General features: G+C 68.3%; 14 protein-coding genes and 2 pseudogenes. 4 read left to right on the top strand and 12 right to left on the bottom strand.

What is annotated here, in order from left to right; genetic code table 11:
* Nucleotides 1-24: 24 nt before the first annotated feature.
* On the bottom strand, nt 25-273 hold the full coding sequence (locus ACTTAG_RS04915; RefSeq protein WP_444464430.1) for a DUF2312 domain-containing protein: 249 nt from the start codon (nt 271-273) through the stop codon (nt 25-27).
* Nucleotides 274-437: 164 nt separating this feature from the next.
* Between ACTTAG_RS04915 and ACTTAG_RS04910 the strand changes: the two genes are divergently transcribed.
* Nucleotides 438-653: a hypothetical protein gene (locus ACTTAG_RS04910; protein WP_444464429.1), complete on the top strand. Its 216-nt coding sequence runs from the start codon at nt 438-440 to the stop codon at nt 651-653.
* Here ACTTAG_RS04910 and ACTTAG_RS04905 read toward each other — a convergent pair.
* The 10 genes and pseudogenes from ACTTAG_RS04905 to ACTTAG_RS04860 form a co-directional block, all read right to left on the bottom strand.
* A complete protein-coding gene (locus ACTTAG_RS04905) occupies nt 646-2019 on the bottom strand; it encodes a hypothetical protein (protein ID WP_444465292.1) in 1374 nt (457 codons plus the stop codon). The two genes, ACTTAG_RS04910 and ACTTAG_RS04905, sit on opposite strands and share 8 nt — an antisense overlap.
* Nucleotides 2020-2038: 19 nt before the next feature.
* Nucleotides 2039-2521: pseudogene (locus ACTTAG_RS04900) on the bottom strand (enoyl-CoA hydratase/isomerase family protein); the annotation flags it as partial.
* A gap of 100 nt (nt 2522-2621) precedes the next feature.
* Nucleotides 2622-2945 (bottom strand): TraR/DksA family transcriptional regulator, encoded by a 324-nt coding sequence (locus tag ACTTAG_RS04895; protein WP_444464428.1) that lies wholly within the window; start codon nt 2943-2945, stop codon nt 2622-2624.
* 71 nt (nt 2946-3016) lie between these two features.
* On the bottom strand, nt 3017-4243 hold the full coding sequence (locus tag ACTTAG_RS04890) for a FliM/FliN family flagellar motor switch protein (protein WP_444464427.1): 1227 nt from the start codon (nt 4241-4243) through the stop codon (nt 3017-3019).
* Between the two features lie 121 nt (nt 4244-4364).
* Nucleotides 4365-7059, bottom strand: a pseudogene (locus ACTTAG_RS04885) (ATP-binding protein).
* Nucleotides 7060-7353: 294 nt separating this feature from the next.
* Entirely contained in the window at nt 7354-7782 is a 429-nt protein-coding gene (locus ACTTAG_RS04880; protein ID WP_444464426.1) for a response regulator transcription factor, read from the bottom strand.
* A gap of 48 nt (nt 7783-7830) precedes the next feature.
* On the bottom strand, nt 7831-9162 hold the full coding sequence (locus tag ACTTAG_RS04875; protein WP_444464425.1) for a short-chain fatty acyl-CoA regulator family protein: 1332 nt from the start codon (nt 9160-9162) through the stop codon (nt 7831-7833).
* Nucleotides 9163-9351: 189 nt separating this feature from the next.
* Nucleotides 9352-9507 carry a hypothetical protein gene (locus ACTTAG_RS04870; protein WP_444464424.1) on the bottom strand — a complete coding sequence of 52 codons (156 nt, stop codon included), beginning with the start codon at nt 9505-9507 and terminating at the stop codon, nt 9352-9354.
* Nucleotides 9508-9618: 111 nt separating this feature from the next.
* Complete coding sequence (locus ACTTAG_RS04865) at nt 9619-10074, bottom strand: hypothetical protein (protein ID WP_444464423.1); 456 nt, start codon at nt 10072-10074, stop codon at nt 9619-9621.
* 82 nt (nt 10075-10156) lie between these two features.
* On the bottom strand, nt 10157-11482 hold the full coding sequence (locus tag ACTTAG_RS04860) for an aspartate aminotransferase family protein (protein WP_444464422.1): 1326 nt from the start codon (nt 11480-11482) through the stop codon (nt 10157-10159).
* Nucleotides 11483-11627: 145 nt separating this feature from the next.
* Between ACTTAG_RS04860 and ACTTAG_RS04855 the strand changes: the two genes are divergently transcribed.
* From ACTTAG_RS04855 to accC, 3 genes are all read left to right on the top strand, one after another.
* On the top strand, nt 11628-12278 hold the full coding sequence (locus ACTTAG_RS04855; protein WP_444464421.1) for a TetR family transcriptional regulator C-terminal domain-containing protein: 651 nt from the start codon (nt 11628-11630) through the stop codon (nt 12276-12278).
* A 948-nt stretch (nt 12279-13226) separates the two neighbouring features.
* On the top strand, nt 13227-13724 hold the full coding sequence (accB, locus tag ACTTAG_RS04850; protein WP_444464420.1) for an acetyl-CoA carboxylase biotin carboxyl carrier protein: 498 nt from the start codon (nt 13227-13229) through the stop codon (nt 13722-13724).
* Between the two features lie 7 nt (nt 13725-13731).
* On the top strand, nt 13732-15078 hold the full coding sequence (accC, locus tag ACTTAG_RS04845) for an acetyl-CoA carboxylase biotin carboxylase subunit (RefSeq protein WP_444464419.1): 1347 nt from the start codon (nt 13732-13734) through the stop codon (nt 15076-15078).
* Between the two features lie 27 nt (nt 15079-15105).
* On the opposite strand, the gene ACTTAG_RS04840 is transcribed toward accC, so the two are convergent.
* Nucleotides 15106-15813 (bottom strand): hypothetical protein, encoded by a 708-nt coding sequence (locus ACTTAG_RS04840; RefSeq protein ID WP_444464418.1) that lies wholly within the window; start codon nt 15811-15813, stop codon nt 15106-15108.
* Between the last annotated feature and the right edge of the window lie 8 nt (nt 15814-15821).

Raw genomic sequence — 15821 nt, 5'->3', positions numbered from 1 at the left:
CCGCAGGCACGGCCCCGGCCGCGATCAGGTCATGCCGAGCGCGGCCTTGTAGATATCGAGGATCGCCTCTTCCTCGGCCAGGTCGTTCTTGTCGCGCTTGCGCATGGCGATGATCTTCTTGATCACCTTGGTGTCGTAGCCGCGCGCCTTGGCCTCGGACATGATGTCCTTTTGCTGTTCGGTGATGTCCTTCTTCTCGGCTTCGAGATGTTCGTATTGCTCGATGAACTGGCGCAGTTCATCGGCGGCCACGGTATAGGCGTCGTTCGACATGAAGGCTCTCCGAAAGTCGTTGCGATCGTCACGCGGGATCGAGCCCCTGACTAGCGCAGCCCCGCCCCCCCTTCAAGCCGCAACCCTGGCCCGCCCCCCCTTGCCCATCGCGGCGCTTGCCAAGACCGGGCGCGCGCGGTAGCCCGGGCAAAACGGAGGCGAGGATGGAACTTCTGATCTGGGCAGGGGCGGCGGTGTCGCTGGTGGGGATGGTCGGCATCCTGTATTGCGCGCTGCAGGTGGCCAAGGCGAAAAAGGCCGGGCTGGACGATGCCGCCCTGCGCGCGCGGTTGCGCGGCGTGGTGGCGATGAACCTCGGCGCGCTCTTCGTGTCGGTGATCGGGCTGATGCTGGTCGTGCTGGGCGTGACCTTCAAGTGAAGCGTTCCGCGAGGCTCTGGCCGTCGCGGATCAGCGCATCAAGCAGCGCGGGCGCGGGCGGGGCCCCTTCGGCGGCCAGGGCGCGCAGGCGCTTGCGCAGCGCCAGCAGGCCGGTCCGGTCGGCCTGAAACAGCGGCCCGCCCAGCCGTTCGGGAAAGCCGATCTCGGCCACCGCCATCAGATCAACGTCGCCCGCCCGGAAGGCCGTGCCCGCGCCCAGCGCCGCCACGCCCAGACCCGCCAGTTCGGCCATGATCCGCGCCAGGATCTCGGGCGCGGTCAGGACGGCGGAGGCAGTCTCTGGCGGGTCTGCGCGCAGGATCGGCCCGGGCGCCAGACCGGCAGCGGCCAAGCGGGTTGCGACCGTGGCCCGGCCAAGCCGGTCAAGGCGCGCAAAAGGCCCCTCGGCAAAGCCCCGCCGGATCAGCGCCGCATCCACCGCCGCGGGCGTCGCCCCGGCCAGAACGCAGCGCTCGGCCGCGGCCAGAAAGATCGCCTCAAGCCGCAGCGCCAGCGCCGTGGCATGGATCACCCGGGCGCCGGTGGCGCGCAGTACCGCCGCCAGACGCGGCAGATGCGGCACCAGCGCGGGCGCCCCGGCCCAGATCGCCACCAGCCCGCGGCTGCGGTCGATCCCCAATTCCTGCGGGCCGGGGGCCGTTCCCGACAGCGCCAGCACCGCCCCCGTCGGCAGCGCCTGGCGCAGCCGGTCGCGTTCCGCCAGCGTCTGCGGGCTGGCCAGCAGCAGATCGAGTGGCGCGAAGGCATCGGGACCGGCCACCGGCTCAAGCCGCGCCCAGTCGGCGGCCCGGCGCGCCCCATCAAGCAGACCCGCCGCCTCGGCCGCTTCCTGCGCGCGGGCGACCTCGGTCAACAGGGCAGGCAACCGCGCCGGGTCCGAGGTGCCGACCTGCACCGCCAGCCCACGCCCGAGCAGCGCAAGCACCTGTCCGCGCGCGGGATTCCACAGCCCGACCCGCGACACCGGGGCGATGCCCTCGGCGGGCGCGGCGGCAAGGCTCTGCGCCGCCCGCTGCGCCCGGGCCTGATGGCGCAGCGCCGCTGCCGTCTCGGAGCGGGCCAGATCGTCGAGCGCCACCGCCTCGACATCCAGCGCGGCGGACAAGGGCAAAAGCAGCGCCGCCTCGGCGACCTCGGCGATGCGGGCCGCGGCGGGAAGATCGGCGGAAAGACCGGCCCGCGCCGCAGCCAGCGCGTCGAGCGCGGCGCCGACATCGGCCAAGGCCCCCTCGCGCGGGGAAAACGGCGCCTCCGCCCCCAGCGCGGCAACGCGCAGCGCCTCGGTCAAAGCGGCCGTTTCGATCGTGCCTTCCGAGGCCACGGCATCGCACAGGCCCAGCGCCATCGCCCCCCTCGGGCGCGATCAGCCGACCCGAGAGCAGCACCTCAAGCGCCGCCGCGCCGCCCGCGCGGCGCACCAGCCGCACCGTGCCGCCCGCCGCGGGCAACAGGTTCAGACCGGCCTCGGGGCTGTGAAAACGCGTCGCGGCCAGCGCCAGGCGCAGCCCCGCCGCCTGCGACAGCGCCAGCGCGCCGCCCGAAATCGTGCCCGCCAGCACCGCGACGACGGGCACTCGCGCCTGCGCCAGCCGCGTGCACAGCGCGGCCAATGTCGGCGCCTCGGGGCCGTAATCGGTGAGCGGGTCCTCGGCGCGCGGCCAGCCGCCCGCCCCGGCGCGCAACACGATCGCCTGCAGATCGGGGGTGGCGAAAGCCTCGGTCAGCGCCGCCTCCAGCGCGCGGCGCAAGGGCAGATCGAAGCCCGCGCCTTTCGGCCCCTCCTCGGCGCCCGGAAGCGTCACAAGCGCCACACCGTCCCGCCGCTGCACCCCGACCCTGCCTGTCATGCCCCCTCCGGTTTTTCGGCAAGGTAACGCCGCAAACCGGGTCACGGCAAGCGCAACCCGGCCCCAAGCCCCGGCCCGGACAGGAAAATTTCAGACCCGTTCAGTGCTGCGCCGCGTGATCGCGGCAAAAGGGGGTGGCGGGCAGCAGATCCAGCCGTTCCTCGGCGATCGGTTCGCCACAGGTGACGCAATAGCCGTATTCGCCCTCGTCGAGCCGCGCCAGCGCCGCCTCGATCATCCGCAGCTCGGCCCGCGCCGCCGCGCCCAGATCCTGCAACACCTCGTCGCCCTCGCGCTCGGTCGCCATCTCGGCCCAGTCCTTCGCCTCGTGGGTGTCGAACTCGTCGGAAATCTGCGCCATGCGCGCGGTCAGTTGCGCCTTGCGGGTCACCAGCTCCTCCCGCCGGAGATCGAGGGATTTCATCGCTGCCTCCTGTCGTTCCACGATCAAAACCCGAAACGCATCCGCACACCATGATGCAGGTCAAGCGCGTCTCAGAAGCCGGAGCCGATCTTCAGCGGCGGCAGATCGCCGCCCGGGTCCTCGGCGCCGAATCCGTCCAGCGCCATGCCCAGCGGCGGCAGATCCCCGCCGGCGTCAAAACCGCCCAGCCCTTCCAGACCGCCAAGCCCGCCAAGACCACCCATGTCGGACATGCCGGGCAGCGGATCATAGGCCGGGGAATCGATCCGGTCGAGCGGCGCGCGCGGCCCGCTCGAAACCGGCTTGCCGGCAAAGGGGCTTGCCCCCGCCTCGAAGGGCGGCGGCACGACGCGGCGCACCTTGGGTTCGGGCGCGGCCTGCATCTCCTCGTCTTCCTGTTCGACCAGCCGCACCGCGCGCAGCCCGCGATGCTGACCCAGCCGCGCGGCGGAAAGCTTGCGCCGCCCCACCCCCTCGACCGTCAGATTTTCCAGCGCATCCGAGGGGATCGGAATATCCATCCCGGGGCGCAGCCGCATCACCGCCGCCAGCGGCAGCGTCACCCGATGCAGCACCGCATCCAGCTGCGCCGAAGCGCCCATGACCGAATTTTCCAGCCGATGCGCCCATTCCTCCGCCTCGCGCTCGGGCGTGACCGGGCCCTGTTCGGCCAGCCCGGGCAGGCGGCGCAGCGAATGGCCGCGGCCGTTGACCGGCACCGCCCAGACCAGCTTGCCCTTGCGTTCGAAGCCGGTGCCAAAACCGATTTCCAGCTGCCAGAGCCGGTATCCCATGTCTTCGAGCAAAAGCCCCAGCGGGCGCGGATCATCGAGATAAGAGGCGTAGCGGAAGCCGCCCGCCCAGATCACCGCCTCGGTCTCGACCAGGGTTTCCTCGATCATCGCCAGAATCGCATCCAGGCAATCGACCACCATCGAGGCGTCGATCCGCGTCGGCTTGCGCGGCGGCGGCGGGCCCTTGCCCAGATTGCCGGTGGTCTGCACCTCGATCAGCACCGACAGCGTTTCCGGCGGCAGGGCGATGATGCCCATGCTTTCCTCGGGCCCTTCGATGATGGCGATCAGCGAAAACGGTTCGATCGCCTCGGGCAGATCGGCCAGCGTGCGCCGCCCCTCGGTCACCGAAAGCACTTGCGCGGGCAGCTGGAACATGTCCTGCGCCACCTTGGACACCGCCTGCACGATCGCCCGTTCGGCCGTGACCGGAGAGCCGTCCGCCGCGGGCCTGCCCGCCTCGGCCTTGCGCCGCATCACTGTCTGAAGCCGTTCTTCCGTCATCCCGTCCCGCCGTTTGCCTGTGCGTCGACGGATAAGGATTCGCAGATCAGGGTTTACAAATGGTTGATATCTGCCCCCGGGCTTTACACTTTTTCCGCCTTTCCGGGGGATTGGGCGGCGGTCAGGCGGGGGCGGCCCCCTCGCGGCGGCGCAGCGGCAGCGTGACCCGGAAGGCCGCGCCGCCCTGCCCCGGCAGATAGTCGATCGTCCCGCCCAGATTTTCCATGATCTCGCGGCAGATCGCCAGCCCCAGCCCGGCGCCGCCCGCCTTGGAGGTGTCGGTCAGCCGGGCGAATTTCTCGAAGATCAGCCCCTGCGAGGCCTTGGGAATCCCCGCGCCATTGTCGCAAAAGTCGATCTGCACCAGCTTGCCGCGCTTCTTCACCTCGATGCGCAGCACCGCAGGATCGGCGCCGCAATATTTCCGCGCATTCGAGATCAGGTTGATGAAGACCTGCACCAGCCGGTCGGTATCGGTGAAGACGGGCATGTGTTCGGCGGGAAAATCGCGGTCATAGCGGAAGTCGCGCTCGGGCCGGGTTGACGACGCCGCCTGCACCGCCCGGTCGATCAGGTCATGCAGGTTCGCCACCGAAATATTGAGCTGCACCTTGCGGTTTTCCAGCACCGCAAGATCCAGGAGATCATCCAGAAGCCGGGTCAGGCGGCGGGCCTCTTCGTGAATGATTTCCGCATATTGCGCCCGCATCGGCTCGGGCAGGTCGGGCTCCATCAGGATTTCCGAAAACGCCCGGATCGAGGTCATGGGCGTGCGCAATTCGTGGGAAATCTGGCCAAGGAAGGCATCCTTTTGCACCGAAAGCGCGGTCAGCTTCGCATTCGCTTCCGAAAGCGCGCGGGCGGTGCGGGCCAGCTCGGCCGACTTCGCCTCGATCTGGGCGGAATATTCCTTGATTTCCGCGGCTTCATTGGCCACCGCGATCAGATCCTGCACCGAGACCGCGGCGCCGCCGGTCAGCTGCGAGATCATCGCATGCGCCGTCGCCGCACCGACCGAGCCCGCCAGCTGCCGTTCCAGCGCGGCCAGAAAATCCGGCGTCGGGTCGGGCAGGAAGCCGCGCTTGCCCTGCCCCGCCGCCTGCGCCTGAAAGAAGAGCTGCGCCTCCTCGGCGCCCAGGATGCGCTGCGCCATCGAGAGCAGGTCCTCGGCCTCGGCCTGGGTGCGCGACCAGCCCCGCGCGCCCGGCCGCCCCTCGAAGACATTGACGAAGGCGACGCCCTGCAGCCGCTCGACCGGGCCCGGAAAGGACAGGATCGAAAACACAAGGAAAGCCAGGGTGTTGAACAAAAGGCTCCAGAGCAGCGCATGAAGCAGCGGATCGAGCCCCTCGATCCCGAACAGCGCCTGCGGGCGCAGCCAGCCAAGGCCGAAGGGCCCCTCGGCCATCATCCGCGCCGAGATCAGCCCGCTTTCCCCGACCGAGGGCAGAAAGAGCGCGTAAAGCCAGATCGCGAAACCGGTCAGCAATCCGATCGCCGCGCCCAGATGGGTGGCGCCGCGCCAGTAGATCCCGCCCAGCAATGCGGGCAGCACCTGCGCCGCGCCGACAAAGGCGATCAGGCCGATGGCCGCCAGCGCCTCGGAGCCGCCCGAGAGCTTGTAATAGCCATAGCCCATCGCCAGAACGAGCCCGATCGAGAGGCGGCGCGACATCAGCACAAGGCCGCGCACATCGCCGCGCTCGGCCGGTTCGTCGCGGTAGATCGCCAGCCACAAGGGCGTGACGATATGGTTCGATACCATGGTGGAGAGCGCGATGGCGGCGACGATCACCATCGAGGTGGCCGAGGAAAACCCGCCCAGAAAGGCCAGAAGCGCAAGACTGCCCCGGCCCTCGGAGAGCGGCAGGGTCAGCACGAAAAGGTCGGGGTTCGTCCCCGCGCCCGGATGGCCCAGCCCGACGACGGCGATCGGCACGACGAAAAGGCTCATCAGCATCAGATAGGCGGGAAAGGCCCAGCTGGCGGTGACCAGATGCCGCTCGTCGGTGTTTTCGACGACGAGCACCTGAAACATCCGCGGCAGTGTCAGCACGGCCGCGGCCGAGACAAAGGTCAGCCCGGCGAAGCGGCCGGGCTTCAGACTCCAGTCCGCGATCTCGGACGCGTCGATGCGGGCCAGGATGTCGGCCACACCGCCCGCCACGCCCCAGATGACCCAGATGCCGACCGCAAGCAGCGCCACCAGTTTCACGATGGCTTCCAAAGCGATGGCGGTGACGACGCCGTGATGACGCTCGTTCGCGTCAAGGTTGCGGGTGCCGAACAGGATGGTGAAAAGCGCCAGCCCCGCCGCGATCCAGAGCGCGGTCGAGGATTGGTCGGGCGGCGCCCAGGAGCCGGGCGTCTGCGCCGCAAAGACCCCGACGGACAGGGTCACGGATTGCAGTTGCAACGCGATATAGGGGGTGGCGGCGGCCACCGACATCAGCGTAACGATCACCCCCAGCAGGTTCGACTTGCCGTAGCGGCTGGAGATCAGATCGGCGATCGAGGTGACGCGCTGGGTGCGGCCGATCCGCACCAGCTTGCGCAGCACCCACCACCAGCCGACAAAGACCAGCGTCGGGCCCAGATAGATGGTCAGGAATTCCAGCCCCGAACGCGCCGCATAGCCCACCGCGCCGTAAAAAGGTCCAGGCGGTGCAATAGATCGAGAGCGACAGCGTATAGACCCAGGGGCTGTGCAGAAACCGCAGCCGCCCCCGCGCCGCCCGCCGCTCGGCGATGAAGGCGACCAGAAACAGCACCAGCACATAGACAAGCGAGACGCCCACCAGCACGTTGAAGGGCATGGATCAGCCGTCTCCGATCTCGGGGGGTGCTGCCCTCGGCCTCTTCCTCGGCGTCCAGCGCCGGGGCGAGGCCGCGCGCCAGCGCCGCGGCGGCCAGGATCAGGCCCAGCCAGACCGCGAAAAGATAGATCATGCCGCGCGCGGTATCCGGCACCGGGGTCGCGGCCGGATGCCAGAGCATCGGCAGCAAGATCAGCACCACCCCCGCCAGCGGCAAAAGCCGCGCCGCATCCATCATGCGGCGCCGCCGATAGGAGCGGCGGGCCAGAAACAGCGGCGTGCCAGACCCCGGCATCAGCCCGCCTTGCCCGAACCTGTCACGCCCGAGCCTGTCACGCCCGAACCTGCCAGCACCGGGGCGGCAATCGCTTCCAGCGCGGCCAGCACATCGGCATTGGCGAAGGGCTTGGCCAGAAAGGCCGAGGCGCCCGCCGCCGCGGCAGCCTCACGGTCGCGGCCCTGTCCGCGCGCGGTCAGCATCAGCACCGGTGTCGCGCCCAGATCGGGATCGGCGCGCAATTCCGCCAGGATGTCGAGCCCGGACCGGCCCGGCAGCATCAGATCGAGGATGATCGCGGTCGGGCGCAGATCGGCAATCTGGGCCAGGGCCGCGTTGCCCGAGGCCTCGACGGTGACGCCCCAGCCCGCCCGCGTCAGGATGAACCGGATCGCCTCGGCGATGTTCGGCTCGTCCTCGACCAGTAGCACCTGCTTGTCCGCCATGACCGCCTCCCTCCCCCGGTCAATCTATCCACGCTTGGCGCCATGCTGTCAAACCGCGATCAACGAGGGCTCGCGCCGGCCGGTGCAATCGGCGCGCGGGCAGACCCGGCAGGAGGTGCCGACCGGACGCGCGGTCTCGGCGCGGGTGGTGGCGGGGGTGATCAGCATCATCGCCTCCATCAGCACCGGCGCGTCGAAGGCGGCCACCGCGTCGGGCTGTGGGCGGGGGGCGGCGAAGGACCAGGATTGAAAGCACTGCGGCAGCCTCCCGGCCATGTCGAGCGTCAGGCGCAAAGGCTGCATCGGACGCGCCAGCGCCTCGTAAAGCGGCCAGAGCGGGCAGCCCGCGGCCGAGCGCGGCAGGGCAAAGCCGGGCAGCGGGCGGCGCAAGGTCAGCGTGCCCGAGGCGTCGCAGACCACAAGACCCAGCGGCGGCAGGTTGGCCGCGCCCTCGGGCAGGGTGGCCAGACGGCGGAACACCGCGGCCATCGGCGCGCCGAACCGCGCCGCCAGCCGCCCGGGGTCGAGCCCCGTCTCGGCCAGCGCCGCCAGAAAGGGCTTGAGCGGCAGGGTCCGGCTGTCGGCCAGCGCCCGGGTCAGATAGGCCAGCGCCAGATCGCGCGCGGCCGAGGCGGCCAGTTCGGGGGCCTGGGCGATCAGCTCTTCGGGGGCGGGCGGATCGGGACGCTCGAATTCCGGCAGATGCCAGCCGCGCCCCGACAGCCAGGTTTCCAGCTGGTCCAGCGGCGCGGCCAGCCCCGATTCCGCCGCCTCGATCCCGTCCAGATAGCTCACCAGCCCCTCGGCTGCGGCGCTCAGACGCAGGCTTTCCGAGGCGATCGAGGCCAGAAACCGCGCCTGCCATTCCGGTTCGATATCCGGGGTTTCAACCAGAATCGCCGCGCTCGAGCGCAGCGAGGTCACCGCCGAGAGCACCTCGTGCAATTCGTCCAGCAGGAACGGGTCCTGCCCCATCCGTTCGGAATAGGTCTCGACCACCCGCTCCAGCGCGTCCAGCCGGGCCTGCCGGGCCGCCAGAACCTTGGCCCAGCCGGGAAAACGGCCGACGAATTCCTCGATCCGCTCCAGCTCCGAAGGCTCGATCAGCGCCGCCGTCCCGGCAGTTTCGACCCCTGCCGCCGCTTCGCGCAGCGCCTCGAAGAGCGCGCTTTCGGCGCCCTCGGACAGCGCCACCGGGGCAACCTCAAGCGCCTTTGCAAAGGTTTCGAGCAGGGATTCCGAGACCCGGCGGCGGTTGTGTTCGATCAGGTTGAGATAGGCGGCCGAGATCCCGACCGCGCGCGCCAGATCGGCCTGGCGCAGATGCAGCGCCAGCCGCCGTTCGCGTATCCGCGTGCCCGTCAGGGCAGATCGTGCCATCGCATCCCCGCTTGCGCCCAAGCCCCTTGGCCTGCGCCGAATTTACAGGCAAGCACCCGAATGGCAAAGCGATTTACCGGCCAGAATGCGGATCTGGCCGAACACGGATCTGGCGCGGCCGCGGCGCGAAGCGGCCCGCGGCAAGGGGGGGCACCCCGGCACGCGGGCCTGCCCCTGCGCCGTGACATGTCAGCAGGGGTTTTGCACCGTCACGCTTGACAGCGTCGACAGATCGGACACGCCGCCTTCGCATTTCGCGGGCGGTTGCATGCAGCCCGATACCGCCGTCAGGGCCAAAACGGCCATCAGCGCCAGCGGCATCTTGCGGGTGAATGTGCAGGTCATGTGCGGCCTCCTCCAGAACGCGACCGTCCCCGGATCGGGTCCGGGACGATGTGAACTACATGGTTCAAATCATGCGCCGATGCCCTGATCTGTGTCAAGCGGAGGAAAGATTCAGTCGAAACTGCGGAAATGCGCGCCATAGGTGACCGCGCGCCCGGAACAGAGATCCATCGCATATTGCAGCCAGACCGAGGCCTTGCCGCCCGAGGCCTGCTTGTCGACGGCAAGCTTTCCCCGGCCCTGGGCGATGGCGGGGCCCATCTGCGCGTCGATGTCGCGCAGCCGCTTGACCCAGAACTGCGCCGCCTCCTCGAAATAGCTGCCCGGAGGGGCGCCGCTGGGAACGATCGCCTGCGCCACGCTCAGGCAATAGCCCGCCTCGACCGCCAGGGTGGGGGTGTTGAACAGATACCCGCTTGGCGCGGCGAACTGGGTTTTCCAGACCCCCCAGAACAGGCCCGCCACCAGCACCAGCAGCGCGAATCCCCCGCCCCAGACCAGCAGCGGAGAGAGTTCCTCCTCCGGGTTGACGCGTGGCTTCGATTTCTTGCTGACAGTTGTGGGCATGGCATCCTCCACCCTCAGGATGCCGCAGAAGGGTTAAGAAACCCCGAAGCGGAAAGGGGGCGGCTGCCCGCCCCCCGTCGCGTCACTCGAGCGTGTCGAGCACCGATTTCAGCGTGCCGATCAGCTCGTCGATCTGCGCTTTCGAGATGATCAGCGGCGGGCTCATCGCGATGATGTCGCCGGTGGTGCGGATCAGGATGCCCTTTTCATAGGCTTTCAGGAAGGCGGTGAAGGCCCGTTTCGTCGGTTCCCCGGCGATCGGTTCCAGTTCGATGGCGCCGATCAGGCCTTCGTTGCGGATGTCGATCACATGGCGGGTGCCGCGCAGGCTGTGCAGCGCCTCCTGCCAATAGGGGGCCAGCTCGGCGCAGCGCTCGAAAAGCCCCTCTTCCTTGTAGGTTTCGAGCGTCGCGATCCCCGCCGCGGCGGCGATCGGGTTGCCCGAATAGGTGTAGCCGTGGAACAGCTCGATCATGTGCTCGGGGCCCTGCATGAAGGCATCGTGCACGGCCGCGGTGGTCAAGACCGCGCCCATCGGAATGACGCCGTTCGTCAACCCCTTGGCCGTCGTCATCATGTCGGGCAACACGCCGTAATGCTGCGCCGCAAAGGCCGAGCCCAGGCGCCCGAAGCCGGTGATCACCTCGTCGAAAATCAAAAGGATGCCGTGCTTCTTCGTGATCTCGCGCAGCTTTTGCAGATAGCCCTTGGGCGGCAGCAGAACCCCGGTCGAGCCCGCCATCGGCTCGACGATGACGGCGGCGATGGTTTCCGCACCGTGCAGCGTGACGATGCGTTCCAGCTCGTCGGCCAGATTGGCGCCATGTTCGGGCTGCCCTTTGGTAAAGGCGTTCAGCGCCGGAAGATGGGTGTGCGGCAGGTGATCGACGCCGGTCAGCAGGCTGCCGAAGACCTTGCGGTTGGTGACGATGCCGCCGACCGAGATGCCGCCGAAGTTCACCCCGTGATAGCCGCGCTCGCGCCCGATCAGCCGGGTCCGGGCGCCCTCGCCGCGGGCGCGGTGATAGGCGATGGCGAGCTTCAGCGCGGTCTCGACCGACTCGGACCCCGAGTTGGTGTAGAACACATGTTCCATTCCCTCGGGCGCGATGTCGATGATGCGGTTGGCGAGTTCAAAGGCCGCCGGATGGCCCATCTGGAAGGCGGGCGCATAGTCGAGTTCCGCCGCCTGTTTCGCGATCGCCTCGGAGATTTTCGGCCGGCAATGGCCCGCGTTGCAGCACCACAGCCCCGCCGTGCCATCCAGCACCTGACGGCCATCGGCGGTGGTATAATGCATGTCCTTGGCGCCCACGAACATCCGGGGCGCTTTCTTGAACTGCCGGTTCGCGGTGAACGGCATCCAGAAGGCGTTGAGATCATTGGGCGTCTTGCGGTCGAGCGCCATGGAAGTCTCCCTGAAGGGCCCGGCTTGGGCCAAATTTTGCGCCCGGATCTCGGGCCGGGTCGTTTGACCGAACGGTCAGCATCAGGCTAACATCGGCGCGGGCGGCGTCAAGCTTCCCGCGCCTGTGTAAAAGGACTGTGAGCGCATGCCTTCCGAACCGATGCCCGCCGAACCGATGCAAACCGAGCCTGCCCCGCGCCCGCTGACCCGCATCCAGAAGCGCAACATCGACGCCATCCTTGAAGCGGCGCTCGAGGTGTTTTCGGCGCAGGGCTTCCGCGGCGCAACGCTGGATCAGATCGCCACGGCGGCGGGGCTCTCGAAGCCGAACCTGCTGTATTATTTCCCCTCCAAGGAGGCGATCCATATCGAGCTGCTCAGCTCGCTTCTGGATGTCTGGCTGGCGCCGCTGCGCGAGATGCGCGCGACCGGCGAGCCGCGCGCCGAGATCATGGGCTACATGCGCCGCAAGCTGGAAATGAGCCGGGCGATGCCGCGCGAAAGTCGGCTTTTCGCCAATGAAATCCTGCAGGGCGCGCCGCGGATGGGGGGGACGCTGGCGGTCGATCTGAAGGCGCTGGTCGATGACAAGGCGGCGATCATCCGCGGCTGGGCCGAGGCGGGCAGAATCGCCCCGGTCGATCCGCATCATCTGATCTTCTCGATCTGGGCGCTGACGCAGCATTACGCCGATTTCGAAGTGCAGGTCCGCGCCGTGCTGGGCCCCGGCCACGACCCCTATGCCGAGGCGGAACGGTTCCTTGACACGCTGTTCGAGCGGCTGCTGCGGCCCTGATCGCGCGGCGTTAACCCTTTGATGAAATGATCGCATTCGGTAACGCTTGGGTAACTTGCGGGGCGCATCATTTCAGACAGGGGTAAAACCGCGAGGAGAGTGGGGAAATGGACCGCATATCGGGGCTGATGCCCCAAGTCGGATGGTCACCTTTGCTGAGCATGGTGCCACCAAAGAAAGCGCCGGCGACGACTGTCGAACCGGCATCGACGTCGGCGAACACGAATTCGGGGCTTGGCGCCGAAGTCGGGTCGCAGACGCAGAACGAACGGGTGACGCAGCTGCAGGCCCGCGACCGGGATCTGGCGGTGGAAACCGCGGTTCTGGCGCAAAGCCGGGCGCAGGCGGCGCCCGATCCGGATGCGCCCACCGGGCCGCCGCCGACCTTCGACGTCACGCCGCTCGAGGCCAAGGCCGCCGCGCTGATGGCCGTGCCGCCGCAGGAGGCCGAGACGGCGGCGACGCGCCCTGACACCGGCACGGCCGCTGGCCCCGAAGAGCCTGCGCAACCGCCCGCCGACCCGGCCGTCACGGCTGAGCCGCAGGCACAGGCGACGGCCGAGGCCGCGCGCCGCAGCCGACACCTCAGCCCGCCCCCGACTGGCAGGCCACCTCGGACACAGCCGAACCGAGTCTTGACGTCGTGCGCTGAGCGCGGCCGGGTCCAGACCGCGCTGCGCGCCCCGCATGCCCCGCCCCGCGCGGGGCGGGACGAAGAAACTTGGCCGCACCGCTGCCTCGCTGCCGATCCTTTGCGGTCGTGTCGGCGATGGCGCGGCTTGCGGCCCCGTTTTCATTGCAGAATTTCTTGCCCGCGACGGCGGCAGGGCGTTTCCCCCTGCGTCATCCGTTCACGCTTTCCTCGCCCGCGCGGCTCGCGTATAAGCGGGGCACATGAACGCGCCCCGTCCAAGCCCGGGGGCCCCTGAAGAGTCTTTCGAGGACCGCATGACCAAACAATCGCATGAAAACGACGTCGCCTTCATTCAGGCGCTGGCGGAGTTGCTGAACAAGAACGACCTGACCGAAATCGCGGTCGTGCGGGAATATGGCGAAGACGACAGTCTTGAAGTGCGCGTGGTGAAACAGGCGACCTTGATCGCCGCCCCCGCCCCGGTCTATGCCGCCCCGGCACTGGCCGCCGCCGCGCCCGCCCCGGCCGCTGCCGCCGCGCCCGCCGCCGCCCTGGCCGATGCCGATCCGGCCAACCATCCGGGCGCGGTGACCTCGCCGATGGTCGGCACCGCCTATCTCGCCCCCGAGCCGGGCGCCTCGGCCTTCGTCAAGGTCGGCGATGCGGTCAAGGAAGGCCAGACGCTTCTGATCGTCGAAGCCATGAAGACGATGAACCACATTCCGGCGCCGAAATCGGGCACGGTGAAGCGCATCCTCGTCGACGACGGCTCGCCGGTCGAATACGGCGCGCCCCTGATGATCGTCGAGTGAGGTCGCAATGTTCGACAAGATCCTGATCGCCAACCGGGGCGAGATCGCGCTGCGCGTGATCCGTGCCTGCCGCGAGATGGGGATCGCCTCGGTGGCGGTGCATTCCACCGCCGACGCCGACGCCATGCATGTGCGCATGGCCGATGAAAGCGTCTGCATCGGGCCGAACCCGTCTTCGGAAAGCTACTTGTCCATTCCCGCAATCGTCGCCGCCTGTGAAATCACCGGCGCGCAGGCGATCCACCCGGGCTATGGCTTCCTGTCGGAAAACGCCACCTTCGTGCAGGTGCTCGAAGATCACGGCATCACCTTCATCGGCCCGAAGGCGGAGCATATCCGCATCATGGGCGACAAGATCACCGCCAAGGACACGGCGAAAAAGCTGGGCATTCCGGTGGTTCCGGGCTCGGACGGCGGCGTGCCCGATTTCGAGGCGGCGAAAAAGGCCGCGGCCGAGATGGGCTATCCCGTCATCATCAAGGCCACCGCAGGCGGTGGCGGGCGCGGCATGAAAGTCGCGCAATCGGAAGCGGAACTCGAGATCGCCTTCCGTACCGCGCGCAGCGAAGCCAAGGCCGCCTTCGGCAATGACGAGGTCTATATGGAGAAATATCTCCAAAGGCCGCGTCACATCGAGGTGCAGATCTTCGGCGACGGCCGCGGCCGCGCCGTGCATCTGGGCGAGCGGGATTGTTCGCTGCAGCGCCGCCACCAGAAGGTGTTTGAGGAGGCCCCCGGCCCCTGCATCACCCCCGAACAGCGCGCCCGCATCGGCGGCATCTGCGCCAAGGCGATGGGCGAGTTGGGCTATTCCGGCGCCGGCACGATCGAATTCCTCTATGAAGACGGCGAATTCTACTTCATCGAGATGAACACCCGCCTGCAGGTGGAACATCCGGTGACCGAGGGCATCTTCGGCGTCGATCTGGTCCGCGAACAGATCCGCGTCGCGGCCGGTCTGCCGATGGACTTCACCCAGGAAGAGCTGCAGATCCGCGGCCATGCGATCGAGGTGCGGATCAATGCCGAACGGCTGCCGAACTTCGCCCCCTGCCCCGGCAAGATCACGCAATACCACGCCCCCGGCGGGCTGGGGGTGCGGATCGATTCGGCGCTTTATGACGGCTACAAGATCCCGCCCTATTACGACAGCCTGATCGGCAAGCTGATCGTGCATGGGCGCGACCGCAACGAGGCGCTGGCGCGGCTGAACCGGGCGCTTGGCGAGTTGATCGTCGATGGCGTCGACACCACGATCCCGCTGTTCCGGCAATTGCTGGAAGACCCGGACATCCTGAAGGGCGATTACTCGATCCACTGGCTCGAGAAATGGCTGGCCAAAACCTACGGCTGACCGAAACGCCCCCGCAAGGGGGCGTTTTCATATCTTCGGCCGCAGCACGCAGGTGGCGCGGCGTTTGCCCTTGGGGCGGTAGTAATCGGCCACGAAACGCCGCTTGTTCGGTCGCACATCGGACCAATCCACCCAGTCGGTCCTGTAGCCCAGCACATCCGCCATCGCTTCCAGCGCGCCAAGGCTCGGAATGCCGATCAGCGCCTTTTCCTGCCCCGCCACCTGCGCCAGCGCGTTCAGATCCTTGCTCGGGTCCTCGCGCACCAGGTCGATCACCTGCCCCGGCCGCTGCGAAAACTCGCTGTCGAGCAGCACCAGCCGCGGCTGGAACCGGGTGACCAGCTGCAGCAGCCGGAAATGATCCATGATGTGGTAAAAGATGCCGAGCACGCCGATCACCTCATAGCGTGCCCCCGCGGCCAGATCGGCTTCCATCCCCTCGAAAATGTCGCCGCAGCGCAGGGTGACCCGGGCGGCGGCTTCGTCTTGCGGGAACTCGGCGAAGCGGTCGATCAGATGCTGTCGGCCCTCGATCCCCACCACCTCGGCCGCCCCCGCCGCGGCGAAGGCATAGGACCAGCGCCCGTCATGCGCCGCCAGATCCAGCACCCGCGCCCCGGCCAGATCGGCGGCAATCGGCGCGATCAGCTTGCGATGGCGTTGATTGAGCCGCCCGATCGCGTAATCATCGCTCTCATAGCGCGCGACAGAGCGCAAAAAATCGAAAAATCCCATGGCATTGC

This window comes from Rhodobacter capsulatus (genome assembly GCF_052363185.1).
GTDB classification, from domain to species: Bacteria; Pseudomonadota; Alphaproteobacteria; order Rhodobacterales; family Rhodobacteraceae; genus Rhodobacter; species Rhodobacter capsulatus_E.
The sequence above is the reverse complement of the archived record's forward strand: the minus strand, read 5'-3'. Positions and strand labels throughout refer to the sequence as shown.